The organism is Streptomyces virginiae (assembly GCF_041432505.1).
Classification (GTDB): domain Bacteria; phylum Actinomycetota; class Actinomycetes; order Streptomycetales; family Streptomycetaceae; genus Streptomyces; species Streptomyces virginiae_A.
Genome location: NZ_CP107871.1, coordinates 5,053,011 through 5,076,389, shown reverse-complemented (window position 1 = coordinate 5,076,389; position 23,379 = coordinate 5,053,011). Strand labels below are relative to the sequence as shown.

Genomic DNA, 23,379 nt, shown 5'->3' with positions numbered 1-23,379 from the left:
GGCAAGGCATTTGACCTCTCTCCTTCTTCTGTGCATTTCACTGACGGGATGTTCCGGCGGCAAAGAACCTGTGGCGAGCGACAGTCCGCCGCCCACCGCGGAGGAAATCGCCTACTACGACTGCCTGAAGAAGCAGGGCGTGGCGATCGTTTATACGGAATACGGTGCTCCGCGCGAGGACAAGTCGAAGCCCTGGAACGACGAGGCGCACAGGACCTGCGCGCCGATGCTGCCGCCCCCGCCGAAGCCCCAGCCGGCCTCGCCCGCACAGCTCGCCGCCGCGCGGAAGGAGTCCGCGTGCCTGCGGGCCGAAGGCATCTCCTGGTACCCCGACCCGGACCCGGTCACCGCCCAGATCGACGACCGCAAGGGCACCCCCGAACAGTGGACCTCGCTCAAGCGCGACCACCTCGACGCGTTGAAGAAGTGCCGGCCGGAGAAATGAGCGAAGCCGAGCGGGTCGTGGAGCGCACCGAGGCCCCGGCCACCCCCGAGGAGGACCGCGGCGGACTCGCGCGCGGGCGGCGCGTGGTGCTCGCGGTCGTCGGCGGGGCCGCGTTGATGGCGGTCGGCGGACTCCTGGCGACCACGTTGGTGAAGTCCCCCGCGCAGGTGGCCGCCGAGACCGGCCCGCCCGTGCAGGGGGTCCTGACCGCGGACGTCGAGCGGCGGGTGCTCGCGCAGACCGTGGTCATGCGCGGGACGGTGGTCGCCGACCAGAGCGTGGCCGTGTCCCCGCAGGGGGTGCGCTCCGGCGAGGGTGCGAGCACGGCCCTGGTGACCAAACTGCCGCTGAAGGCCGGGGATCCGGTCACGGCGGGCCGGCTGATCGCCGAGGTGTCGGGGCGGCCGGTGTTCACCCTGCACGGGGCGCAGCCGATGTACCGCGACCTGAAACCCGGATCCACCGGCGACGACGTCGCGCAGCTGCAACAGGCGCTGCGCGAGCTCGGGCACGGCACCGGCGGCGACGCGAGGGGTGTCTTCGGGGCCGGTACGAAGGCCGCGCTCACCGCCCATTACCGGGCGATCGGGTACGAGCCGCTGCCCGCGGTCGCCGACGGGGGCGCGGCCCTGAAGGCGGCGCGGGAAGCCGTGCGGTCCGCGACCTGGGCCGTGGAGGACGCGAGCAGCCCCACCGGCGCCGCGGGCCCTCCCGAAGGGACCGGCCCCGGCGGCAAGGGCGGGGCCACGCCGGACCCCGGCGCGTCGGCGAGCCCCGCGCCCGGTGCCGGTGCCGCGACCGGGGCCGGCGCCGGTGCCGCGCTCGGCCCCGGGGCCGGTCGGGAGCTCGTGCGGGCGCGGCAGGCCCTCGGCGAGGCCCGGGCCGCGCTCGCGGCCGCCGAGGCCGCCGACGGGCCGATGCTGCCCACCGCCGAGGCCGTGTTCCTGAGCTCCCTCCCGGCCCGGGTCAGCTCCGTCGGCGCCCGCGCGGGCTCCCCCGTGTCCGGGCCGGTGCTCACGCTCTCCGGCGGGGAACTCGTCGTCGAGGCCTACCTCAAGGACGACAAGAGGCAGCTGCTGCGTGCAGGGATGACCGTGGTGATCTCCTCCGAGGTCTCCGGCACCGATGCCCGCGGCACGGTGGCCGCCGTCGCCACCGAGCCGTCCGCCGCGCAGCCCGCCGGTCCGCAACCGCAGCAGGACCCCGGCCAGAACCCCAAGGGCGGCGGCACGGGCGGCAGCGGCGGCGCCGACCTCGGCTACCGGATGGTGGTCCGCGCCGACCGGCCGCTGCCCGCCGGCTTCGCCGGGCAGGACGTCCGGCTGACCGTCGAGTCCGCCGCCACCGACGGGGAGGCGCTCGTCGTCCCGGTCACCGCCGTCTCGGCGGGCGCGGACGGCCGTACGGTCGTCACCGCCGTGTCCGCCGAAGGCACCCAGCGGCGCATCGAGGTGCGGACCGGCACCAGCGGCGACGGGTTCGTGGCCGTCACCCCGACCCAGGCGGGCGCCCTCGAAGCCGGGACCAAGGTGGTGATCGGGGTCGCGCCCCGGGAGACCCGGGGGAAGAGCAAGTGAGACTCCTGCCCCGACGGTCCCGGCAGCACCAGCAATCCCAGCAGTCCCGACAGTCCCGGCAGCACCCGGGCCCCGGCGAGGACGAAAGCCCCGTGATCGAACTCCGCGGGGCCGGTCTCACCTACCCCGGGCCGCCGCCCGTCCAGGCCCTGCACCCCTGCGACCTGACCGTCCGGCGCGGCGAGTTCCTCACCGTCGTCGGCCCCTCCGGCTCCGGGAAGTCCACCTTCCTCAACGTCGCCGGGCTGCTCGACTCCCCCACCACCGGCCGGTACCTCCTCGACGGGATCGACACCGCCGCCCTCCGCGACCGGGAGCGCACCGCCCTGCGCGGCCGCCGGATCGGCTTCGTCTTCCAGTCCTTCCACCTCCTCCCCCACCGGTCCGCCCTGGAGAACGTCACCCTGGCCATGCTCTACACCGGAATCCCGCGCGCCCGGCGCCTCGTACGGGCCCGCGAAGCCCTCGCCCAGGTGGGTCTCGCGCACCGGGCCGGCGCCGTGCCCGGCCGGCTGTCGGGCGGCGAGCGCCAACGGGTGGCGATCGCCCGCGCCCTGGTCGGACGCCCCTCGCTGCTGCTGTGCGACGAGCCGACCGGCAATCTCGACTCCGTGAACGCCGCATCCGTCCTCGGGCTGTTGGACGAACTGCACGGAGCCGGGATGACCGTCCTCGTCATCACGCACGACCCGGAGGTGGCCCGGCGCGGTTCCCGGACCGTCACCATCCGCGACGGGCGGCTGGATCCGTGAGCGCCGTCACGCCCACCCGGCTGTCCGTACGCGACACCCTGGCCGAGGCCGTCGCCGGGATGCTGCGCCGCCCCGGCCGGGCCGTGCTCACCGCTCTCGGCACCGTCCTCGGCGTCGGCAGCTTCGTGGCCGTGCTCGGTCTCACCGCCACCATCTCCGCGCAGATCGACGGCAGGTTCGACGAGCTGACCGCCACCGAGGTCGCCATCGAGGACGTCGCCGGCCGGCAGAACGAGTTCGCCGGGCCCGGCTTCCCCGCCGACGCCGAGCGACGGCTGCGCGCCGTCGCGGGCATCGAGCACGCCGGGGTGCTGTGGACGGTGCGGCTCGACCCGCGCACCGCCGTCGGGCCCCTGCCCTCCGGGGCCGGCGACCCGGCCACCGGCGCGGCCGTCGTCGCCGCTTCCCCCGGCGCCGTCGCAGCCCTCGTACCGACGCTCCAGCAGGGGCGGCTCTACGACGACTTCGCCGAGCGCGGCCACGAGCGCGTCGTCGTCATCGGCAGCGGGCTCGCCGCCCGCCTCGGCATCACCACCCTGGCGACCCGGCCCGCCCTCTACATCGGCCAGGAGCCCTTCACCGTGGCGGGGATCGTCGAGGACCTACGGCGCCGGCCCGAACATCTGATGTCGGTCCTCGTCCCGCGCGCCACCGCCGAGCAGCTCTGGGGGCCGCCGCCGCCCGGCGCCGCGACCATGCTGATCTCCACCGAACTCGGCGCCGCCCGCCAGGTCGCCGACCTCGCCCCGTCGGCGCTGCGCCCCGACCACCCCGAGTACCTCAAGGCCGTCCCGCCGCCCGATCCCCGGACGCTGCGCTCCGGTGTCACCGCCGACCTGAGCGCGCTCTTCCTGCTGCTCGCCGGGATCTGCCTGGTCATCGGCGCGGTCGGGATCGCCAACACCACCCTGGTCGCCGTACTGGAGCGGACCGCCGAGATCGGGCTGCGCCGGGCGCTCGGCGCCCGGGGGCGGCACGTCCGGGCCCAGTTCCTCACCGAGTCCGCGGCTCTGGGGGCCCTCGGCGGCCTGGTCGGGACCTCGCTGGGCGAGCTGACCGTGATCGCCGTCGCGGTCGCCCGGGACTGGACCCCGGTGATCCATCCGGCCACGGTCGCCGCGGCCCCGCTCGCCGGCCTGGTCACCGGGCTGCTGGCCGGCCTGTATCCCGCCTGGCGGGCGGCCCGTGTCGAACCGGCCGAGGCCCTGCGAAGATAGCGGGAGCGCGCGCCTGACCGTCAGGGCCGATCCGACCCGCCCCTGGAGGTGGTGGTCCCGTGGACCCGAAGCCGTACGGATCCCAGGGCGCCGGCGACCCCACCGCGGTCCCGGCCGCGCTCGGGCTCGGTCTGCTCGCGGTGGGCGGCTGGCTGCTGACCACCGCCCGCCCCTGGCACAAGCCCGGCCACCCGCTCACGCTGGGCCTCGGCTGGACCGCGTCCGGGGCGCTGCTGGTGTGCGGGCTGTTCCTGCTTGCCCGGTGCGTGCGTACCGTCCACGGCCGGCCGGACCCGGGAGCGGCCATGGGCTCGGCCCCGGACACGGACGTGCCCGCACCCACCGAGGCGGGCACGGGCACGGACGGCTGACGCGGCGGCTCAGGCCTTCGGGGCCACCTTCGAGAGGCCGTTGATGATGCGGTCCATCGCGTCGCCACCCGTCGGGTCGGTCAGGTTGGCCAACATCTTCAGGGTGAACCGCATCAGCACCGGGTGGGTCAGACCGCGCTGGGCGGCGATCTTCATGACCTTCGGGTTGCCGATCAGCTTCACGAAGGCGCGGCCCAGGGTGTAGTAGCCGCCGTAGGTCTCCTTGAGCACCTTCGGGTAGTTGTGCAGCGCCAGCTCGCGCTGGGCCGGGGTGGCCCGGGCATGGGCCTGCACGATGACGTCGGCCGCGATCCGGCCCGACTCCATGGCGTAGGCGATGCCTTCGCCGTTGAACGGGTTGACGAGCCCGCCCGCGTCGCCGACCAGCAGCAGGCCCTTGGTGTAGTGCGGCTGCCGGTTGAAGGCCATCGGCAGGGCAGCGCCGCGGATCGGCTGCGTCATGTTCTCGGGGGTGTAGCCCCAGTCCTCCGGCATGGAGGCGCACCAGGCCTTGAGGACCTCGCGCCAGTCCAGCTCCTTGAAGGCGGAGGAGGAGTTGAGGATGCCGAGGCCGACGTTGGAGGTGCCGTCGCCCATGCCGAAGATCCAGCCGTAGCCGGGCAGCAGCCGGTCCTGCGCTCCGCGCCGGTCCCACAGCTCCAGCCAGGACTCCAGGTAGTCGTCGTCGTGCCGCGGCGAGGTGAAGTACGTCCGTACGGCCACGCCCATCGGGCGGTCCTCGCGCCGGTGCAGGCCCATCGCCAGGGACAGCCGGGAGGAGTTGCCGTCGGCGGCGACCACGAGCGGGGCGTGGAAGGTGACCGGGGTCTTCTCCTCGCCCAGCTTGGCGTGCACGCCGGTGATGTGACCGGTGCGCGCGTCGCGCACCGGCTCGCCGACGGTGCAGCGCTCGTACAGCCGGGCGCCGGCCTTCTGCGCCTGGCGGGCCAGGGTCTCGTCGAAGTCGTCGCGCTTGCGGACGAGTCCGTAGTCCGGATAGGAGGCGAGTTCCGGCCAATCCAGCTGGAGCCGCTGCCCGCCGCCGATGATCCGCAGACCCTTGTTCCGCAGCCAGCCGGCCTCTTCGGAGATGTCGATGCCCATCGCCACGAGCTGCTTGGTGGCGCGCGGGGTGAGGCCGTCGCCGCAGACCTTCTCGCGGGGGAACGCCGTCTTCTCCAGCAGCAGGACGTCCAATCCGGCCTTGGCGAGGTAGTAGGCGGTGGTCGAGCCGGCGGGCCCGGCCCCGACGACGATCACGTCCGCGGAGTGTTCGGAGAGGAGCTCGGTCACTGCGGGGTCTCCCGAAGGCTCGATAAAGGGTGCCCAACGGCACCGGACATGTGCAGTCTATGCAGCGAGAGAGATCACGATCCGAAGGGTGCCTCCGATGACCACCTCGCCGACCCGGCCGCTTCCCTCCGTACAGCTCCGCGTGCCCACGGACGAGGACGCGCACGCCTGGCACGCGGCCTTCGCCGATCCCGACGTCATGGAGTTCCTGGGAGGTCCCGCGGAGCTGTCCGCGTACGAGGAGCTGTCCGCGCGGCAGCGCATGCACGACGCCCAGCTGGGCTACTGCCTGTGGACCCTGGTGGACGCGCGGGGCGCGGTGCTCGGCTTCACCGGCGCCCAGCCGTGGCCCCGGGAGAAGGGGTGGGGCCCGGTGGGTGAGATCGAGATCGGCTGGCGCCTGGGTCGCTCCGCGTGGGGCCAGGGCTACGCGTACGCCGCCGCGCTGGCCACGCTGGAGCGGGTCCGCGTGGCCGGCGTCCCGCACGTGGTGGCGATGATCGACGCCCGGAACGCGCGTTCGGTGGCGGTGGCGGAGCGTCTGGGCATGACCCTGGCCGAGGAGTTCACCACCCCGGGCGGCAACCCGGGCCGGCGTTACGCCCTCTCCCTGCGGGGCGAGTGACCGGGCTCCGCCCGGCCCTGGGGCTCCGCCCCAGACCCCGCTCCGCGAACGCCGGAGAGGCTGGATTCGGCTGAGGCCGCATTATCCGGCCCCTCCGGTGTTCGAGGCGCAGGCGTCAGAAGACGGAGAGGCCCGTCAGGGTGGTGAAGCGGTCGAGGGCGGCCACGCCCGCCACCGAGTTGCCGCGGGCGTCGAGGCCGGGGCTCCAGACGGCCAGGACGCATCGGCCCGGGACCACCGCGACGATCCCGCCGCCGATGCCGCTCTTGCCGGGCAGCCCGACGCGGTAGGCGAACTCGCCCGCCGCGTCGTACGTCCCGCAGGTCAGCATCACCGCGTTGATCTGCTTGGCCTCGCTGCGCGTCAGCAGCCGGGTGCCGTCCGCGCGGAGCCCGTGCCGGGCCAGGAAGCGTCCGGCGCGGGCCAGGTCGGCGCAGCTCATCTCGATGGAGCACTGCCAGAAGTAGTGATCCAGCAGCGCGGGCACCGGGTTGTCGATGTTCCCGTAGGAGGCCATGAAGTGGGCGACGGCGGCGTTGCGGTCGCCGTGCTCCTGCTCGGAGGCCGCGACCTCGGCGTCGAAGCCGATGTCCGGGTTCCCGCTCTCCTGCCGCAGGAACTCCAGCAGTTCGCTGCTCGCGTCACCCGTCAGCGTCTGGAGCCGGTCGGTGACCACGAGGGCGCCCGCGTTGATGAACGGATTGCGTGGAATGCCGCTTTCGTACTCCAGTTGTACGAGCGAGTTGAACGGGTTGCCGGAGGGCTCCCGCCCGACCCGCTCCCACAGGCTGTCGCCGCCCTCGGCCAGCGCCAGGGCGAGCGCGAAGACCTTGGTGATGGACTGGGCGGAGAAGGGCACCCGCCAGTCGCCCACCCCGAAGACGTTGCCGTCGAGGTCGGCGATGGCCATCCCGAACTGCCGCCGGTCCACGGAGGCCAGCGCCGGGATGTACTCGGCCGGAGTGCCGCTGCCGATCAGCGGGGCGATGTCGGCCGCGATCCGCTCCAGCAGCGGCCCGTAGTCGGTGCGTGCGACGTCAGGCACCGCGGTCAGTCCTTGATGCCCCGGTGCAGCGCGACGATGCCGCCGCTGAGGTTGCGCCAGGCGACCTCGGTCCAGCCGGCCTTCTGCAGCAGGGCGGCGAGCGCCGGCTGGTCGGGCCATTCGCGGATGGACTCGGCGAGGTACACGTACGGGTCCGGGTCGGACACCACCGTGCGGGCCACCGGCGGCAGCGCCCGCATCAGGTACTCCATGTAGACCGTGCGGAACGGCGCCCAGGTCGGCTGCGAGAACTCGCAGATGACGACCTGCCCGCCGGGCTTCGTCACCCGGTACAGCTCGCGCAGGGCGGCGTCGGTGTCCTGGACGTTGCGCAGCCCGAAGGAGATCGTGACGGTGTCGAAGACGTCGTCCTGGAACGGCAGCTTCGTCGCGTCGCCGGCGGTCAGCGGCAGCCACGCGTGCCGCTTCTTGCCCTCCATGAGCATGCCCAGGGAGAAGTCGCAGGGGACGACGTACGCGCCGGTGGCGGCGAAGGGCAGCGAGGAGGTGGCGGTTCCGGCGGCCAGGTCGAGGACCACGTGCCCCGGACGCGCGCCGACCGCCTTGGCGACCTCCTTGCGCCACAGCCGGGCCTGACCCAGCGAGATGACGTCGTTGGTGAGGTCGTATTTCGCCGCGATGCCGTCGAACATGGAGGCGACTTCGTGCGGCTGCTTGTCCAGGGAAGCCCTTGTCACTGGCGTTCGCCCCTCGGTGTGCGATGCGGATCGGCGGGTACGCACCCATCCTCTCAGGCCGCACCCTCCGCGAGCCGCGCGGGCTCCGACACCCCCGCCCTCCTTTCCCACCGGACGGGTGTCGGAAACTGTTCCGAAGGACAGTTACGCGACGCCCCGGCGGACACGTTGACTGACAGGGTGCGGCCCGGTGAGGGTCACCCACCGGATCGGTGACCGAATCGTGGCCGTTCCGGCAGGGGCCGCCACGAACAGGAAGCTTCACGATGCCGGCAGGCCATTCCGACGGTCGCTCCCGCCGCAGCAGCCCGCGCGCCCAGCGCCGGGCCGAGCGGCGCAAGCGGCTGCGCCGCACGATCCTCCTCGGCTCGGCGGCGGTGGTCGTGCTCTCCGCGACCGCGTACACCCTGCTGCCCCAGGACGACGACGACGCGAAAGCCGCCGCGGGCCGGGCGGCGGCCCAGCCGGACCCGACGGCCGGGGAATCCGCGGACGGCTCCGGGAACGCCGTCCCGCAGGGTGGCCAGGAGTCCCCCTCCCCGAAGCCGTCCACCTCGCCGGCGGCGTCTCCCCCGGCCTCGCCCACGCCCTCGACCGGCTCCCCGACCCCCACCCAGCCGGGCGCCTTCAAGGCCTCCACCACCGCGGGCAAGGCCCAGGGCAAGGGGACCGCGCGACGTTGGCGGGTCGAGGTCGAGGACGGCAGCGGGGTCGACCCGGAGTCGGCCGCCCGCTCGGTCGAGGCGATCCTCGGGGACCCGCGGGGCTGGACCCAGGACCCGAAGTACGGCTTCCAGCTCGTCGCGGCGGGGCAGCCGGTCGATTTCACCATCAAGATCGCCACGCCCAAGACCACGGACCTCTTGTGCGACGTGAAGACGCCCGAGCTCATCGGCGAGACCAACTGCAGCACGGGGCACGCCGTCGTGGTCAACCTCAAGCGCTGGAAGGAGGGTTCGCCGCAGTTCGACGGCACGCCCGAGGAGTACCGGGCGCTGATCGTCAACCACGAGGTCGGACACGAGCTCGGCCGCGGTCACGAGAGCTGCCCGGGCCCCGGAAAGCCCGCCCCCGCGATGATGCAGCAGATCAAGGGGCTCCTCGGCTGCAAGTCCAACGCCTGGCCGTACGACGCGCAGGGAACCTACCTGTCCGGTCCGTCCGTCCTATAGGGGGAGAGCCGACCGACAGGGCAGGTCGGCCGGGGGCTAGGAGAAAACACGTGCGCGTCGTCAGCTTCAGCGTCCCGGCGTGGTTCCCTTCCTACGAGGAGCCGGGCGCGGAGGCGCAGGCACCCTCCGAGGACGCGCCGGACGGCCCCACGGCGAACGGGGACGGCCCCGCCGAGCGGCCCACCGACGCCCAGCTGACCGAGCAGGAGTCGGCCGTGTTCCTGTGCCTGGCCACCGGCGCCTCCAACCGGGAACTCGCCGTCGAGCTCCAGCTCTCCGTCAGCACCGTCAAGTTCCACGTGGTGAACATACGGGCCAAGCTCGGCGGCATCAGCCGCCTGCAGGCCTGCCTGCTGGCCGCCCTCGCCCGGGAGGACACCCGACGCGCCGCCGATGCCGTCGGGTCCTGCGACCGGATCGGGCTCAGCGACGGCGGTGGAGCAGCCGTCCCCCGATGACCGTGGCCACGCACGTGGTCGCACCCCGCTCCAGCAACTCGGCCTCGTCCGCCACCGCGAAGGCCGCGAACCGTGCCGGAACCCCCGCCTCCAGGATGCCGTGGAAGGCCTGCGCCGCAGCGTCCCGCCCGGCGAAGGGATCCAGGTCGGGCAGCCCCTCGTAGGCGGCCGGCGGCAGGATCGCGAGCCCGGACCGGGACACCGCCGTGCGTACCGCCGGGATCGTGAAGCGGCCGCAGACCGCCACCACCCCGCGGGCCAGCAGCCGCTGCGTACCGCGCCGGGCACTGTGCCCCCACCGCGGCTCGGTCATCTTCAGCGCGTCCAGCGCCGCCGCGCCCCGGATCGGGTCGGCGCCGAGCTCGGTGACCTCGTACGGGTCGTCCGGGTAGTACGTGCGCTCCAGCAGCTCGTCCGCCCCGCGCACCACCAGCCCCGGGGTGATCACCCCGGGCCAGCGGCGGGTCCGGGCGTGCGGGTGGGCCGCGGCGACCTCCTCGTACGGCCCGACGCGGGCTATCCGGTCGCCGTCGACGAGGACCGCGCCGCCCGTCAGCGGCGCGGACCCCGGACCTATGACCAGGAGTTCGGCGGTGTGCAGCGTCAACATCGGTCGGCGGGCGTCGTCAGTTCGTGGAGATGAGCTTCAGCTCGGGGTGCGCCGTGCCGCCCTCGATGGCGGTGGAGGAGATGTGCGAGACCACCCGCTCGTCGACCGGGTCGTTCGCCGGGTCGTCGTGCACGAGCAGGTGCTCGTACGTGGTCGCGCGCTGCGCCGGGGTGCGGCCCGCCTTGCGGATCAGGTCGATGATCTCCTGGCGGTTGGAGCGGTGCTTGGCACCGGCCGAGGAGACGACGTTCTCCTCCAGCATGATCGATCCGAGGTCGTCGGCGCCGTAGTGCAGCGAGAGCTGACCCGCCTCCTTGCCGACGGTCAGCCAGGAGCCTTGGATGTGGGCGATGTTGTCGAGGAAGAGACGCGCGATCGCGATCATGCGCAGGTACTCGAAGATCGTCGCCTGCGTCCGGCCCTTGAGGCGGTTGTTCTCGGGCTGGTAGGTGTACGGGATGAAGGCGCGGAAGCCGCCCGTACGGTCCTGGGTGTCCCGGATCATCGCGATGTGCTCGATGCGCTCGGCGTTGGTCTCGCCGGTGCCCATCAGCATGGTGGAGGTGGACTCCACGCCCAGCTTGTGGGCGATCTCCATGATCTCCAGCCAGCGCTCGCCGGACTCCTTGAGCGGGGCGATCGCCGTACGCGGCCGCTCCGGCAGCAGCTCGGCGCCGGCGCCCGCGAAGGAGTCGAGGCCGGCGGCGTGGATGCGCTGGATGGCCTCCTCCGCCGAGACGCCCGAGATGCGGGCCATGTGCTCGACCTCGGACGCGCCGAGGGAGTGGATGACCAGCTGCGGGAAGTCCTTCTTGATGGCGCTGAAGTGGTGCTCGTAGTACTCGACGCCGTAGTCCGGGTGGTGTCCGCCCTGGAACATGATCTGGGTGCCACCCAGCTCGACGGTCTCCGCGCAGCGGCGCAGGATGTCGTCGAGGTCGCGGGACCAGCCCTTCTTCGCGTCCTTGGGGGCCGCGTAGAAGGCGCAGAACTTGCACGCCGTGACGCACACGTTGGTGTAGTTGATGTTCCGCTCGATGATGTACGTCGCGATGTGCTCGGTACCGGCGTAGCGGCGGCGGCGCACGGCGTCGGCCGCCTGGCCCAGCGCGTGCAGCGGCGCGTGGCGGTAGAGGTCGAGCGCCTCTTCCTTGGTGATCCGGCCCCCCGCGGCGGCGCGGTCGAGGACAGACTGGAGAACGGCCTGGTCGGTCACCGGTGAGTCACCTTTCGGCGGTGTGTCTGTGTCAAGGTCCGGACCGATCCAGCCTACGCCAGGGCCTGACGCGCCAAGCCCTGGGGCTTGGCGCGCGGGTCTCAGGGGCTGCGCCTGAGGTCGCCCTCGGGGTTTCCGGCCGGGCTGTCGCCCGACTTGTAGTGGAGTGTCCCGTCCGCGTTGAGCGTGAAGCGCTCGTCGGCGGAGCCGTTGGAGCAGACCCCGGGGGCCGGGTTGGGGCCGCCCGCGGTGTCCAGGACCAGCGAGCGGTCGGTGGCCGAGGAGAGCTTCCAGTCGCCGCTGCAGTCGGTGCCCAGGATGTCCAGGACGGACTTGTCCCGGCCGACGACCTCACCGACCCGGCCGGCCTTGATGGTGATCTCGAACTCCGAGGAGAGGCCGAGCCGGGCGGTGGTGACCGAGCCCTTCCAGGTGCCGACGAACTCCTTGGGCACGTCCTGCCGGGTCCCCTTGGGCGCGGCCTGGCTTCCGCTCGCGCTGGGGGTCCCCGTCGGAGCCGGGGCCGAGGCGCCCGGCGCGGGCGAGGAGGCCGAGGGGCGCGCCCCGGCGTCGGCCAGGTCCCGCTCCTTGCCGCCCTGGCCCGGCAGGACGTCCATCCAGTACAGCCCGCCGGACAGCACCGCCAGCACGGCCGCCGCCGCCAGGACCACGGTGCAGCTGAACCGACGCCCGGCCGCCCTGACGGTGACCTGCCGCCCCGGATCCTCCGCGCCGGTCCGCTGCCCGGGCAGCCCCCCGCCGGCGGTTCCCTGGCCGGGGCTCGCGTACGGACCGGATCCACCGGGCGGGTCCGCGGCCGCGGTCGGCGAGCCGACGCCCGGCCCCGGCGCCCCGTACGCGGGGTCCGGCGGCCCGAAGCCGACCGCCCCGGCCGGGCCGCCGTACGAGGCGGCCGTGAACGGCACCGGCCCGGACGGGCCGTCCGCGTACGGCGAGTGCGACGGGAGCGGCGCGGCGAAGCCCCGGCCCGCCGACGCCTCGGGCCCGCCGCCGGAGGTGTCCGCGTCCAGGTCCAGCAGCGCCACCGCGGCCCGGCTGGCCTCCTCGACCAGCGGCCCGGGCAGCCAGCCGCGGGCGCCCAACGCCCCGCCCAGGGCCGCCGCGACCGCCTCGGGGGCCGGCCGCTCGGCGGCCGTCTTGGCCAGGCAGGCCTCGATCAGCTCGCGCAGCTCCCCGGCCGGGAGCGCGCCGAGCTCCGGCGGCTCGTGCACCACCTTGTAGAGGAGGGTCGCGGAGTTGTCCCCGCTGAAGGGCGGCCGCCCGGTCGCCGCGAAGGCCATCACCGCGCCGAGCGAGAACACGTCGGCGGCCGCGGTGACCCCCTTGCCGAGGATCTGCTCGGGCGACATGTAGCCGGGCGAGCCGATGGACACCCCGGTGGAGGTGAGGGAGGCGGTGCCGTCCGTGGCCCGCGCGATCCCGAAGTCGATCAACCGCGGCCCGTCCAGGGTGAGCATCACGTTCGACGGCTTCACGTCCCGGTGCACGAGGCCCAGACCGTGCACGGCCACCAGGGCGCGGGCCAGCCCCGCACCGATGGCTCGTACCGAGGCTGCGGGGAGCGGGCCGTGCGCGGCCAGCGCGCGGTCCAGGGAGGGCCCGGCCACGTACCCGGTGGCCACCCACGGCACCGGAGCCTCGGGGTCCGCGTCCAGCACGGGCGCGGTCCACTCCCCGCCCACCCGGCGGGCCGCCTCCACCTCCCGGCGGAACCGGGCCCGGAACTCCTCGTCGGAGGCGAAATGCGGGTGCACGATCTTGACGGCGACGGTCCGGCCGCCCGCGCTGCGCCCCAGGTAGACCCGGCCCATGCCACCCGCGCCGAGCCGGCCGAGCAGCCGGTAGGCGCCGATGGTGCGCGGCTCACCGGCTTCGAGCGGCTGCATCGCGTCCCCCCAATTCCCCGTGATCCCGGGCGCCTTGTGCCGCCCGGCCGAGCAGCAGCCTAGGCGTTGCCGGGGTGGGGCGGGGGACGGAGCACGGTCACCCTTTTGCATTTCCACGCCGAGCCGAGAAATGCGAAAAGGGCGAGAATTCCCGGTAAACCGCACATTCGACCGTCCGCCCTTTGGACTACCGCGGGGTAAACCCGCTCAGCACTCCTGGACCACCGTGCTCAGCAGCTCCACGGCGACATCCGTGGGATAGCCGGTCGTCGCTCCCGTACGGCGTGCGAATTCACGTACGCCGGCCAGCTGATCGGGACCGAAGCGGAAGTCGAGCGTCGTGAAGTACCGCTCCAGCAGCTCCGCGTCGAAGGCCTCCCAGCGGGCCGCCTGCTCGGCCACCTTGGTGACCTCCTCCAGGGACACGTCCCGGGAGGAGAGGAAGGCCTCGTGGACCTCCCGCACGACGGCGGGCTCGCGGGCGAGGTAGTCCTTGCGGGCGGCCCAGACGGCGAAGACGAACGGCAGCCCGGTCCACTCCTTCCACATGTGGCCCAGGTCGTGCACGGTCAGCCCGAGCCGGGGCGCGTCGTGCAGGGAGGCCCGCAGCGCGGCGTCCCCGATCAGTACGGCCGCGTCCGCCTCCTGCATCATCACGCTCAGGTCGGGCGGGCAGGTGTAGTAGTCGGGTCGTACCCCGTACTGCTCGGAAAGCAGCAGCTGAGCGAGGCGTACGGACGTACGAGAGGTGGAGCCGAGTGCGACGCGGGCGCCGTCGAGCTGCTCCAGGGGGACCTGCGAGACGATCACGCAGGACATCACCGGACCGTCGCAGCCGACGGCGATGTCGGGGAAGGCGACGAGCTGGTCGGCGTTGCGGAGGAACTCCACGAGGGTGATCGGGGCGATGTCCAGGTCTCCCTGGACGAGGCGCTCACTGAGTTTCTCGGGGGAGTCCTTGGTCAGCTCCAGGTCCAGCAGCGTGCCGGTTCTGGCCAGCCCCCAGTAGAGGGGAAGGCAGTTCAGGAACTGAATGTGGCCGACACGGGGCCGGCTGCGATAGACGTCCACATCGCGAGACTAGCCCCCGTGTCAGCGTCAGCCTTGCGGCGGGTCTCAAACGTCCGGGTGACGTGATCTTTCCCTCTGGTCTCCGCCACAGGGTGCGTGCTAGGCTCGACGCAAGTTGCAGTTTGGTTTCCCTTGCAGTACGAGGCCTGCGGAGAATGTGACCCGCAGGCTTTTGTAGTTTTCAGACTTCTTAGCAGGTTCTGGAGCAGGGCGACCCTTTGGCCCATAGGAGGGCTCATGGCTACCGGAACCGTGAAGTGGTTCAACGCTGAAAAGGGCTTCGGCTTCATCGCCCAGGACGGCGGCGGCCCGGATGTCTTCGTCCACTACTCCGCGATCAACGCCTCTGGCTTCCGCTCCCTCGAGGAGAACCAGACGGTGAACTTCGACGTCACGCAGGGTCCGAAGGGCCCGCAGGCGGAGAACGTCACCCCGGCCTAGTCGCCTGGGCCAACTCTCATCGCGGGTTGGAAAAGCAATACCCAAGGAGCCCTGTCCCCTCTGCGCGAGCAGATCAGGCAGGGCTCCTGCCTTTCCCCCTCTCCCCCCGGCGGGGTGGAGAGGGGCAACGCAGTGGCCCCCGGCACCGTGGAAACGGTGCCGGGGGCCACTGGCGTACGGGCCTCAGGGGCGGGCCGGGTCCTTCGCGGGGACCGGGTCCTTCGCCGGAACCTGGTCCGGGGTCGGCGTCGACGGTGCGGTCGGGGTCGTGGTCGTGTCCGGAGCGGTGACCTTGAGCTCCAGGACGAAGGTCACCTTCTCCTTCGTGGTCAGGCGCACGAAGTAGGGGCCCGGGGCCACGTCCGTGGTGAACAGCTCCGGCAGGACGATCTTGCCGTCTGCGGCGGTCTTGGCCAGCACCCGACCGAAGACCGGCTTCCCGGCCTCGTCCTTGAAGAACGGGGCCTTCGCGGTCTTCGGGTCCACCGGGACCCACGCGCCGTCGTTGTCCTTCACGACCAGGTCGGCGATGGTCTCGGTACCCGCGACCGGCTTCCCGGCGGCGGTCGCGAAGACCTCCACACCGGTGAAGCTCTTACCGGTGACCGCCTCCGGTATCTTGGCGCCGTCCGCACGGGCCAGCTTGTCGGCGACCGTCACGGTGACCTTGCCGTCGAAGTTCACGGTGAACCCGCCCTGCGGGTCGTAGGCCGAGGCCCGCAGGGTGAAGGTGCCGGCCTTGGAGCCCGCCTTGAGCCCGGTCGCGGCGGCGATGCCGTCGGCGCCCGCCTTGACCACCAGGGAGTCCGCGGTCCCGAAGCGGGTGCCGCCGGTGGTGTCCTTCTCGATCGCGAAGACCACCTCCTGGTTGACGGCGGGCTTGCCGTCGCTCAGGAGCACCTTGACCCGGGGGACCTCCGCGAAAGCGGCGCCCGCCTCGGCCGTGAGGCCGGGACCGTCGAGGACCGTCAGCGACGCCAGGCGCGGCGTGGCCGGCTTCGGCTGCTCCGGGGTCGGCGTCGGGGTCGGCGTGGGCTTCGGCGTCGGCGTGGGGGTCGGCTTCGGGGCCGGGGTCGGCGTCACCGGATTCGACGGCGTGACCGGCACCTGCGGAGTGGGCAGGGTGCCGGGCGGCTGCGTCGGGTAGTCCCCGACGGGCGGGTTCGCCACCTCGCCGACGCCGGCCTGGTACTGGCGCATGAAGCCGAGCACGGTGTTCACGTACTCGCGGGAGTTGTTGTAGCTGAGGATCGCCTGGTCGAGCTTGGCCTCGTTCGACAGGTCGCGGTCACCCGCGCACAGGTAGAGGCCCGCGCCCAGCGCCGCGTCGTAGATGTTGTTCGGGTCCCGCTTGGCGTCGCCGTTGCCGTCCGCGCCCCACTTGGCCCAGGTGGACGGGATGAACTGCATCGGGCCGACGGCCCGGTCGTACACCGCGTCCGCGTCCCACTCACCCTTGTCCGTGTCCCGGATCTCGGCGAAGCCGTTGCCGTCCAGGCGGGGGCCGCGGATGGGCTTCTCGGTGTAACCGTCCGCCTTGAGCCCGTAGCCCGAGGCGTGGACGGACTCCACCCGGCCGATGCCCGCGAGCAACTGCCAGGGCAGCTTGCAGGTGGGGAGCGCGGCAGCCACCGACACCTCGGCACGGTGATAGGCGTCGAGGGCGGTCGCGGGTATCCCGCTGGCCCCCTCCGGTGCCCCCACCCCGGTGGGCGGCGGGTCGGCGACGATGTCGGGCAGATCCAGCCGGGCGTCACCGCGGTCGGCGGCCTGCGGACTGTCCGGAGTGGGCTCGGACTCTCCCGCGTCGGCGGTCGACGGACTGGTCACGACCGCGGCGGTGGTCAGGCTGGCCGCGAGCGCGGCCGTGCACAGGACCTTGCGCGAGGTGTTGACGAGGTGACGGTGAAGCGGCTTCACAGTGCGGCGATCCCCCCAAGGAGCCGTCAAATGTATACGGCTGGTCCAGCCGTGAATATCCACTGTCTATCAGGTATTCGCCCCCGACTCGCCGTCCCTTCGGGAGATGTGACGCACCATTCGTCTCGACTTCACCCGGGTCTCACGACCGAATGGACAGACGTCCGACACCCCCGCCCGAATCACCCCGGTGGCAGCCCTTTTCTACCATCTCCCGCCGGCCGTGTCGGCGACCGAAAGCGCCTACGGAACCCGCCGCCGCCGGGTACGGTTCCCCGGAGCCGCCGATGATGTGACGTGGATCACTCGACAAGGTCCGGCCGGGCGCGATGAGTTCCGGGAAGCACGACGGTCTCCCCTCCGTACGCACCGGACCGAGGCAGAGGAAGAACCCATGCGCATCGTCATCACCGAGTTCATCAGCCTGGACGGCGTCGTACAGGCCCCGGGCGGCCAGGGCGAGGACGACGACGGCGGCTTCGCCCACGGCGGCTGGTCGCACCCGTTCTTCGACCCGGAGGTGGTCGGCGGCTCCTTCTCCGAGGCGATGGAGAACGCCGAGGCCCTGCTGTTCGGGCGCCGCACCTGGCAGACCATGGCCGCGGCCTGGCCCGACCGGGCGGGCGACCCGTTCGCCGACCGGATGAACTCCATCCCGAAGTACGTCGTCTCCCGGACCCTGGGCGAGGGCGACCTGACGTGGAACAACACCACGCGCATCGCCGGCGACAAGGCCGTCGCCCACCTCCGGGAACTGCGCGAGACCGAAGGCGGCGACCTGGTGGTCATGGGCAGCCCCACCCTCGTACGCACCCTGCTGAGCGAGGGCCTCGTCGACGAACTCCGGCTGATGGTCATGCCCGTACTGCTCGGCGGCGGTAAGTCGATCTTCCCGGCCGACGGCGGGCTGCGCACGCTCGAACTGGTCTCCACGACGATCAGCCCGGCCGGTGTGCACGTGTGCACCTACCGCCCGATCACCAAGAGCTAGTGGGCGTCCGGCCGATCAGAAGACCAGCATGCAGATCTCGACCAGGATCCCGGCGACGGCGGCCGGCACGAACACGATGACCAGACCCCCCAGGGCCACGAGGACATAGCCCTCGCCGTCCGCCACCCTGCCGTGGCGCGCGCAGGCGAACAGCCAGGCCGCCAGGACCAGGAACGGCACCAACAGCAGGCCGATGACGCTCCCGAAGCGGAACACGGCGCCGCCCGACAGTTCGTACGCCCGTCCCCGCGCCGTCCTGACCTCCACCCGGGTACCGGGCCGGTAGTCGTCGGCGGCCGTGTCCAGCACGATGTCGCGGGGCGGCCCGTCCGACCGCCGGGGGGTGTAGCGGCCGGCGCAGTCGGTGCCGGTCGCGTAGCCCTCGGCGTCACTCGCGTCGTAGCACTCCTGGATCGAGACGACCCCGTCGACGGGCCCGAACCCGAGCACGGCGGCCATCTGCGGCCCGGGCAGCAGCCACGTCAGCCACGCGGCGAGACCGAGGACCACCACGACCCCGCCCCCGGCAACCCCCCGCCCCAACACCCGCGCACCACGCCCCACCACGCCCCGCCCCCTCGATCCCTAGGATGCCGAATACCCACGGGGAGGGGCGACGACGCGGGGCCGGGGCGGCGGGGGCCGGTGGGGCGGCCCCGCTCCCCGACGCCCCCGTCAGGATCGGCGTGGGTGGTTCATTCTCCGGCCGGGCAGGATCGGGTGCCGGACGGCAGGCGCCCGTAGAGGAGGAACTCGTTGATGTACTCCCGTACGCAGGGCGAGCCGGCGAAGCCGGTGTGTCCGTCGCCCTTGTGGTCCACGATCACCGCCGAGCCCAGCCGTTCGGCCGTCTCCTCCGTCCACTCGTACGGCGTCGCCGGGTCGCCGCGGGTGCCGACCAAGAGCATCGGCGGTGCCCCGGGGTGGTCGATCCTGCGGATGAAGTCGGTGCCCGCGGGCCATCCGTAGCAGGCGAGCACGGTCACCAGCTGCCGCGGCCCGAACACCTTGGAGACCTTCAGGAATTCGTCCCCCAGCTCGGTGAACTCCTTCTCCAGGGCGGCCGGGGTGGCCTTCTCGATCGACCGGTCGGGGTCGTCGGCGCAGGACACGGCGGCGAGGGCGGCGGCGGCGTTGTCGGCGGGCACCGGTCCGAACCTGTCGCCCCGCGCCGTGTCCGGTGACTCCGGCGGGTCGGTCGGCGTGGCCGCTTCCGTCGGGTCGGTCGGGTCGGTCGGGTCCGGCGGCTCTCCCAGGCCGAGCAGAGCCAGCAGTCCGGCCGGGTCCTTCTTGGTCTCCGCCAGGGCCAGCGACTTGGCGAGCATGGGCCACGCGCTCGGTGAGTACAGGGCCTGGCCGATCGCGAGGGATACGGCGAAGCCGTTCAGGTCGGTGCCGTCCCGCCCGACCAGCGGCTCCCCGTCGAGCCGCTCCACGAGGGCGGCCACCTTCTCCTTGGCGGTACGGGTGTTCGTCCCGTAGACGCAGTCGGTCTGATGGGCACACCAGGTCAGGAAGTTGTCCAGGGCCCGCTGCTGGGCCCGGGCCGATACGAGGGCCTGCTCGGTCAGCGGTTCGGTGAGGGTGTCGATGCCGTCGAGGACCATGCGGCCGGTGGTGTGGGGGAACTGGGCGGCGTACACGGCTCCGAGCCGGCTGCCGTAGGAGAAGCCGAGGTAGTTGAGCTTCTTGTCCCCGAGGACGCGGCGGATCACGTCCATGTCGCGGGCCGCGTCGACGGTTCCGATGTGCGCGAGGACCGGGCCGGAGGAGCGTCGGCACTGCTCGACCGCGTCCCGCATGGCGGCGAGAACGGCGGCGGTGTCGGCGTTCGGGTCGATCTCGGGCTCCCGGGAGCCGGCGCAGGAGACGGGGTCGCTGTGGCCCACGCCGCGGGGGTCGAAGCCGATGAGGTCGTAGCGCTCGCCGAGGTCGGCGAACGACTTGGGGTCGGCCGCGAGGCCCGTCATGCCCGAAGCGCCGGGGCCGCCGAAGTTGATCAGGAGCGAGCCGATGCGCCGGTCCGGGTCGGTGGCCGGGATCCGGCCCAGGGCCACCTGGACCGTGCCCTTGCCCGGGGCCGCGTAGTCGAGCGGGACCTCCACGACGGCGCACCGCATCTCGGGGGGCACCGGTTCGTCGGGGCAGTCGCCCCACCGGACGCGCTGGCTGTGGAACCGCGCAAGGGGGTCGTGGTCGCCGCTGGGGGCGGGCGTGGTGGGCGCGGGGGTGGGGCTGCGGGTCGGGTTCGGGGTGGGCGTGGGCGGCGGGGCGGCTCCCAGCGAGGCCAGGAGCAGCGTGCCGGCGGCTGCGCCGGTGGCTATGGCCGTACGGACTCGGGAACGGTGCACTGCGCCCTCCTCGGGCGGCCCCCCGGACCCATCTGCCCACCATAGACCGGGCCCGCGGGGCCCGCCCGCCCAGTGACCGGGGGCCCCGGTCGGCCCCGGTCGGCCCCGCTCCGGGCACGGTGCCGGGCCGGGTCAGTCCTCCCGCGGCCCCCGGTAGAGCTCCTGGATGCGGTCCGCGTAGTCCCGGGCGATCGCGCCGCGCCGGAGCTTGAGGGACGGGGTCAGGTGGCCGCGCGCCTCGGTGAAATCGGCGGCCAGGACGGTGAAGCGGCGGATCGACTCGGCCCGTGAGACCAGCCGGTTCGCCTCGTCCACCGCCCGCTGGAGGTCCGCCCGCAGTTCCTCGTCCCGTACGAGGTCGCGCATCGGCATGTTCTGCTTCTTGTGCATCTGGCGCCAGTGCTGCAGCCCGTCGGGTTCGAGGGTGATCAGCGCGGTGATGTAGGGCCGGTTGTCGCCGACGACCATGCACTGGCCGACCAGTGGATGGGCTCGCAGCCAGTCCTCCAGCGGTGCCGGAGCCACGTTCTTGCCGCCGGAGGTGATGATCATCTCCTTCTTGCGGCCGGTGATGGTCAGGTATCCGTCGGCGTCGAGCTCGCCGATGTCGCCGGTGGCCAGCCAGCTCCCGTACGGGGCCGCGTGCGCGGCGTTCCAGTAGCCGGCGAAGACGTGGCCGCCGCCGAGCAGCACCTCGCCGTCGTCGGCGATCCGTACCGCGGTGCCCGGCAGTGGCCAGCCGACGGTGCCGAGGCGGGGCCGCTGCGGCGGGGTCACGGTGCTGGCGCCGGTGGTCTCGGTCAGCCCGTAGCCCTCGAAGACCTCGATGCCGGCGCCGGTGTAGAAGGCGGCGAGCCGTCGGCCCAGCGGTGATCCGCCGCTCAGGACGTAGCGGACGCGGCCGCCGAGCGCGGCCCGGATGCGCCGGTAGACGAGGGGGTCGTAGACGGATCGGGCGAGGCGCAGCACGAGTCCGGGGGTCTTGTCCTCGGCGATCTCGGCGAAGCGCTGCGCGATACGGGCGGCCCGGTCGAAGGAGGAGGCCCGGCCCATCTTCTCGGCGGTGGCGCGGGCGGTGTTGTAGACCTTCTCCAGCACGTAGGGGATGGCCAGGAGGAAGGTGGGCCGGAAGCCGGCGAGGTCGGCGAGGAGGTCCTCGGTACTGATGCTGGGGGCGTGTCCGAGTTTGACGCGGGCCCGCATGCAGCCGACGGCCACCATCCGCCCGAAGACGTGGCTGAGCGGCAGGAACAGCAGGGTGGAGGCGGGGTCCTTGCTCGCGGATCTGAAGACGGGGTGCAGCAGCTCCACCGCGTTGTCGACCTGGGCGAAGAAGTTCGCGTGGGTGATCACGCAGCCCTTGGGTTGCCCGGTGGTGCCCGAGGTGTAGATGAGGGTGGCGACGGAGTCCGGTGTGCGGGCGCCCCGCCGGTGGTGCACCACCGCGTCGGGGATGCGTTCGCCGGCCTTGACCAGCCGGGCCAACGCGCCGGTGTCGAATTCCCACAGGTGGGTCAGCCAGGGCAGGTTGCCGCGTTCGCCGCTGATGAGCCGGGCTTGTGCGGTGTCCTCGACCGCGCAGGCGACGGCTCCGGAGTCCTGGATGATCCAGCGTGCCTGGAGGGCGGAGGAGGTGGGGTAGATCGGTACGGTGACCAGGCCGGCGGCCCAGCCGGCGAAGTCGAGCAGGGTCCATTCGTAGGTCGTGCGGGCCATGATGGCGAGCCGGTCGCCCTCGCGGAGCCCTTCGGCGATCAGGCCCTTGGCCACGGCGAGCACCTCGGCCGCGAACTGCGCGGCCGACACGTCGTGCCAGACGCCGTCCCGGTCCTTGCGGGCGAGCACCGCTTCCCTCGGGGCCTCCCAGGCGTTGTGGAAGGGGATGTCTCCGAGGGATCCTCGGTCCGGGCGGCCCACCAGTGCGGGCACCCGGACCTCACGGACCACTCCGTCGATCATGGTCTTGACGGGTTCGACCGGTTCTACGGCCCCGACCGGCCTCAGCTCGGCTCCCACGGCGCACTCTCCTTGGCTCGGTGCGAGGGTTACCGCCGGTAATTTACGTAGAGGTAACCCGCTCCGACCAGCCCTTGGAGCCGTTCTTCACCGACGCTCCACGCCACCGCCACCGCCCCACACCCCGGACGCGGCAGCCCTCCGCACGTAGTCCGCGAAGTCGCGGGGCTCCCGGCCGAGCACCCGCTGCACACCGTCGGCGAGGGTGGCGAAGCGGCCCTCGGCGATCCACCCGTAGAGCAGGTTCAGCAGGCCGACGAACTCCTCCGGCACACCGTGACCCCCGGCGTAGGCGGCGAACTCCTCGGGCGGGAGCGGGCGATAGGTGACCACCCGGCCGGTGGCCCGGGTGATCTCGTCGACCACGGAATCCAGGCTCAGCAGCCGCGGGCCGGACAGTTCGTAGGCCTGCCCGCCGTGTCCCTCCTCGGTGAGGGCGGCCACCGCGACGGCGGCGATGTCCTCGGCGTCGATGAACGGCTCGACGCCGTCTCCGGCCGACATCACGACCTCGCCGCCCTGGACCTGCGCCCGGATGAACGGGTCCTCGTCGAAGTTCTGGAAGAACCAGGACGGCTTGAGGATGGTCCACCGCGCGCCGGACTCGCGGACCGCGCGCTCGCAGGGAAGCTTCTCCTCGCCCTCCGCCACCACCCAGTCGCGGGCGGACAGCAGCACCAGCCGCTCCACACCGGAGGCCACGGCCAGCCGGGTGAAGGAGCGCATCGACTCGGCGGCGTCGGGGAGCTGCGAGTCGACCAGGTAGGCCGCGCCGGCCCCGTCCAGCACCTGCTCCCAGGTGTTCTCATCGGTCCAGTCGAAGGTGACCGGCCCCTTGCGGGAGGCGCCCCGGACCTCGTGCCCGCGCTGCCGCAGCTGGGCGGCCACGCGGCTTCCGGTCTTGCCGGTGCTGCCCAGGACCAGAATCGGCCTGGTCGTCGTGTCGTTCAGGGTGCGGTTCGCGGTGCTGTTCTTCGTCGTCGTCATGTGACCAGTCAATCCGGCCCCGTCGGGACGCGACATGGCTCTCCCGCTCACCTACATGTCCCAGCGTCCAAGGGTGTACTGCCGGGCGGGGCGCTCGGGCCGGGCGGGCAGCCCGCGGGCTGTCGGCGGCGGAAGGTAGCGTAGGGGCGGCGTAAAGACCACGGGCAGGAATGCGTCGGTGCGTTGCGACTGCCGGGCCGTTTGTTGCGTCTCACC

General features: G+C 72.7%; 22 protein-coding genes. 10 read left to right on the top strand and 12 right to left on the bottom strand.

Features of this window, described 5'->3' with window-relative positions; genetic code table 11:
• The first annotated feature begins 70 nt into the window (after positions 1-70).
• The 5 genes from OG624_RS23705 (at position 71) to OG624_RS23685 (ending at position 4,362) form a co-directional block, all read left to right on the top strand.
• The gene (locus OG624_RS23705; RefSeq protein WP_033224165.1) at positions 71-445 is read left to right on the top strand and encodes a hypothetical protein; all 375 of its coding nucleotides are present in this window, start codon (positions 71-73) and stop codon (positions 443-445) included.
• Positions 442-2,022, top strand: a complete 1,581-nt coding sequence (locus OG624_RS23700) for a peptidoglycan-binding domain-containing protein (protein WP_051763618.1) — start codon at positions 442-444, stop codon at positions 2,020-2,022. The genes OG624_RS23705 and OG624_RS23700 overlap by 4 nt, the downstream gene beginning before the upstream one ends.
• Positions 2,023-2,114: 92 nt before the next feature.
• Entirely contained in the window at positions 2,115-2,774 is a 660-nt protein-coding gene (locus OG624_RS23695) for an ABC transporter ATP-binding protein (RefSeq protein ID WP_033224164.1), read from the top strand.
• Complete coding sequence (locus tag OG624_RS23690; RefSeq protein ID WP_371639818.1) at positions 2,771-3,991, top strand: ABC transporter permease; 1,221 nt, start codon at positions 2,771-2,773, stop codon at positions 3,989-3,991. The genes OG624_RS23695 and OG624_RS23690 overlap by 4 nt, the downstream gene beginning before the upstream one ends.
• 59 nt (positions 3,992-4,050) lie before the next feature.
• Entirely contained in the window at positions 4,051-4,362 is a 312-nt protein-coding gene (locus tag OG624_RS23685) for a hypothetical protein (protein WP_033224162.1), read from the top strand.
• Between the two features lie 9 nt (positions 4,363-4,371).
• On the opposite strand, the gene OG624_RS23680 is transcribed toward OG624_RS23685, so the two are convergent.
• Positions 4,372-5,655: a geranylgeranyl reductase family protein gene (locus tag OG624_RS23680; protein WP_033224161.1), complete on the bottom strand. Its 1,284-nt coding sequence runs from the start codon at positions 5,653-5,655 to the stop codon at positions 4,372-4,374.
• 97 nt (positions 5,656-5,752) lie between these two features.
• Between OG624_RS23680 and OG624_RS23675 the strand changes: the two genes are divergently transcribed.
• Complete coding sequence (locus OG624_RS23675; protein WP_371639817.1) at positions 5,753-6,280, top strand: GNAT family N-acetyltransferase; 528 nt, start codon at positions 5,753-5,755, stop codon at positions 6,278-6,280.
• Positions 6,281-6,395: 115 nt separating this feature from the next.
• Here the strand turns inward: OG624_RS23675 and OG624_RS23670 are convergent, their stop codons facing one another.
• Positions 6,396-7,292: a glutaminase gene (locus tag OG624_RS23670; RefSeq protein ID WP_371640866.1), complete on the bottom strand. Its 897-nt coding sequence runs from the start codon at positions 7,290-7,292 to the stop codon at positions 6,396-6,398.
• A 38-nt stretch (positions 7,293-7,330) separates the two neighbouring features.
• A complete protein-coding gene (locus OG624_RS23665) occupies positions 7,331-8,023 on the bottom strand; it encodes a demethylmenaquinone methyltransferase (protein WP_078909540.1) in 693 nt (230 codons plus the stop codon).
• Positions 8,024-8,289: 266 nt separating this feature from the next.
• On the opposite strand from OG624_RS23665, the gene OG624_RS23660 reads away from it, so the two are divergent.
• Positions 8,290-9,195, top strand: a complete 906-nt coding sequence (locus OG624_RS23660) for a DUF3152 domain-containing protein (protein WP_371639816.1) — start codon at positions 8,290-8,292, stop codon at positions 9,193-9,195.
• A gap of 50 nt (positions 9,196-9,245) precedes the next feature.
• Positions 9,246-9,653: a helix-turn-helix domain-containing protein gene (locus OG624_RS23655; RefSeq protein ID WP_371639815.1), complete on the top strand. Its 408-nt coding sequence runs from the start codon at positions 9,246-9,248 to the stop codon at positions 9,651-9,653.
• Here the strand turns inward: OG624_RS23655 and OG624_RS23650 are convergent.
• The 4 genes from OG624_RS23650 to OG624_RS23635 all read right to left on the bottom strand — a co-directional run bounded on the left by OG624_RS23650 (position 9,619) and on the right by OG624_RS23635 (position 14,457).
• Entirely contained in the window at positions 9,619-10,263 is a 645-nt protein-coding gene (locus OG624_RS23650) for an imidazolonepropionase-like domain-containing protein (RefSeq protein ID WP_266352931.1), read from the bottom strand. The two genes, OG624_RS23655 and OG624_RS23650, sit on opposite strands and share 35 nt — an antisense overlap.
• Before the next feature lie 16 nt (positions 10,264-10,279).
• Positions 10,280-11,479 carry a cyclic dehypoxanthinyl futalosine synthase gene (gene mqnC / locus OG624_RS23645; protein ID WP_033224154.1) on the bottom strand — a complete coding sequence of 400 codons (1,200 nt, stop codon included), beginning with the start codon at positions 11,477-11,479 and terminating at the stop codon, positions 10,280-10,282.
• 101 nt (positions 11,480-11,580) lie between these two features.
• Positions 11,581-13,386, bottom strand: coding sequence for a serine/threonine-protein kinase (locus tag OG624_RS23640; RefSeq protein ID WP_371639814.1), 1,806 nt, complete (start codon positions 13,384-13,386; stop codon positions 11,581-11,583).
• 207 nt (positions 13,387-13,593) lie between these two features.
• Positions 13,594-14,457, bottom strand: coding sequence for a menaquinone biosynthetic enzyme MqnA/MqnD family protein (locus OG624_RS23635; protein ID WP_033224152.1), 864 nt, complete (start codon positions 14,455-14,457; stop codon positions 13,594-13,596).
• A gap of 237 nt (positions 14,458-14,694) precedes the next feature.
• Here OG624_RS23635 and OG624_RS23630 point away from each other — a divergent pair, with 237 nt between their 5' ends.
• Positions 14,695-14,898 (top strand): cold-shock protein, encoded by a 204-nt coding sequence (locus OG624_RS23630; protein WP_030012116.1) that lies wholly within the window; start codon positions 14,695-14,697, stop codon positions 14,896-14,898.
• 183 nt (positions 14,899-15,081) lie between these two features.
• Here OG624_RS23630 and OG624_RS23625 read toward each other — a convergent pair whose 3' ends face one another.
• Positions 15,082-16,818, bottom strand: a complete 1,737-nt coding sequence (locus OG624_RS23625) for a lytic transglycosylase domain-containing protein (RefSeq protein ID WP_371639812.1) — start codon at positions 16,816-16,818, stop codon at positions 15,082-15,084.
• Positions 16,819-17,212: 394 nt separating this feature from the next.
• On the opposite strand from OG624_RS23625, the gene OG624_RS23620 reads away from it, so the two are divergent.
• Complete coding sequence (locus tag OG624_RS23620) at positions 17,213-17,809, top strand: dihydrofolate reductase family protein (protein ID WP_161289712.1); 597 nt, start codon at positions 17,213-17,215, stop codon at positions 17,807-17,809.
• 15 nt (positions 17,810-17,824) lie between these two features.
• Here the strand turns inward: OG624_RS23620 and OG624_RS23615 are convergent, their stop codons facing one another.
• The 4 genes from OG624_RS23615 to OG624_RS23600 all read right to left on the bottom strand — a co-directional run bounded on the left by OG624_RS23615 (position 17,825) and on the right by OG624_RS23600 (position 23,163).
• Complete coding sequence (locus OG624_RS23615; RefSeq protein ID WP_266442910.1) at positions 17,825-18,322, bottom strand: hypothetical protein; 498 nt, start codon at positions 18,320-18,322, stop codon at positions 17,825-17,827.
• Positions 18,323-18,504: 182 nt separating this feature from the next.
• Positions 18,505-20,160 (bottom strand): alpha/beta hydrolase, encoded by a 1,656-nt coding sequence (locus OG624_RS23610; RefSeq protein WP_371639811.1) that lies wholly within the window; start codon positions 20,158-20,160, stop codon positions 18,505-18,507.
• A 132-nt stretch (positions 20,161-20,292) separates the two neighbouring features.
• The gene (locus tag OG624_RS23605; RefSeq protein ID WP_161289323.1) at positions 20,293-22,119 is read right to left on the bottom strand and encodes an AMP-dependent synthetase/ligase; all 1,827 of its coding nucleotides are present in this window, start codon (positions 22,117-22,119) and stop codon (positions 20,293-20,295) included.
• Positions 22,120-22,263: 144 nt separating this feature from the next.
• Positions 22,264-23,163, bottom strand: coding sequence for an NAD(P)H-binding protein (locus OG624_RS23600; protein WP_161289320.1), 900 nt, complete (start codon positions 23,161-23,163; stop codon positions 22,264-22,266).
• Positions 23,164-23,379 lie beyond the last annotated feature (216 nt).

Excerpts from the sequence above, each read along its gene's own strand:
- OG624_RS23605 (WP_161289323.1), bottom strand. The coding sequence starts at position 22,119 with ATGATCGACGGAGTGGTCCGTGAGGTCCGGGTGCCCGCACTGGTGGGC.
- OG624_RS23660 (WP_371639816.1), top strand. The coding sequence starts at position 8,290 with ATGCCGGCAGGCCATTCCGACGGTCGCTCCCGCCGCAGCAGCCCGCGC.
- OG624_RS23600 (WP_161289320.1), bottom strand. The coding sequence starts at position 23,163 with ATGACGACGACGAAGAACAGCACCGCGAACCGCACCCTGAACGACACG.
- OG624_RS23620 (WP_161289712.1), top strand. The coding sequence starts at position 17,213 with ATGCGCATCGTCATCACCGAGTTCATCAGCCTGGACGGCGTCGTACAG.
- OG624_RS23650 (WP_266352931.1), bottom strand. The coding sequence starts at position 10,263 with ATGTTGACGCTGCACACCGCCGAACTCCTGGTCATAGGTCCGGGGTCC.
- OG624_RS23675 (WP_371639817.1), top strand. The coding sequence starts at position 5,753 with ATGACCACCTCGCCGACCCGGCCGCTTCCCTCCGTACAGCTCCGCGTG.
- OG624_RS23700 (WP_051763618.1), top strand. The coding sequence starts at position 442 with ATGAGCGAAGCCGAGCGGGTCGTGGAGCGCACCGAGGCCCCGGCCACC.
- OG624_RS23630 (WP_030012116.1), top strand. The coding sequence starts at position 14,695 with ATGGCTACCGGAACCGTGAAGTGGTTCAACGCTGAAAAGGGCTTCGGC.
- OG624_RS23640 (WP_371639814.1), bottom strand. The coding sequence starts at position 13,386 with ATGCAGCCGCTCGAAGCCGGTGAGCCGCGCACCATCGGCGCCTACCGG.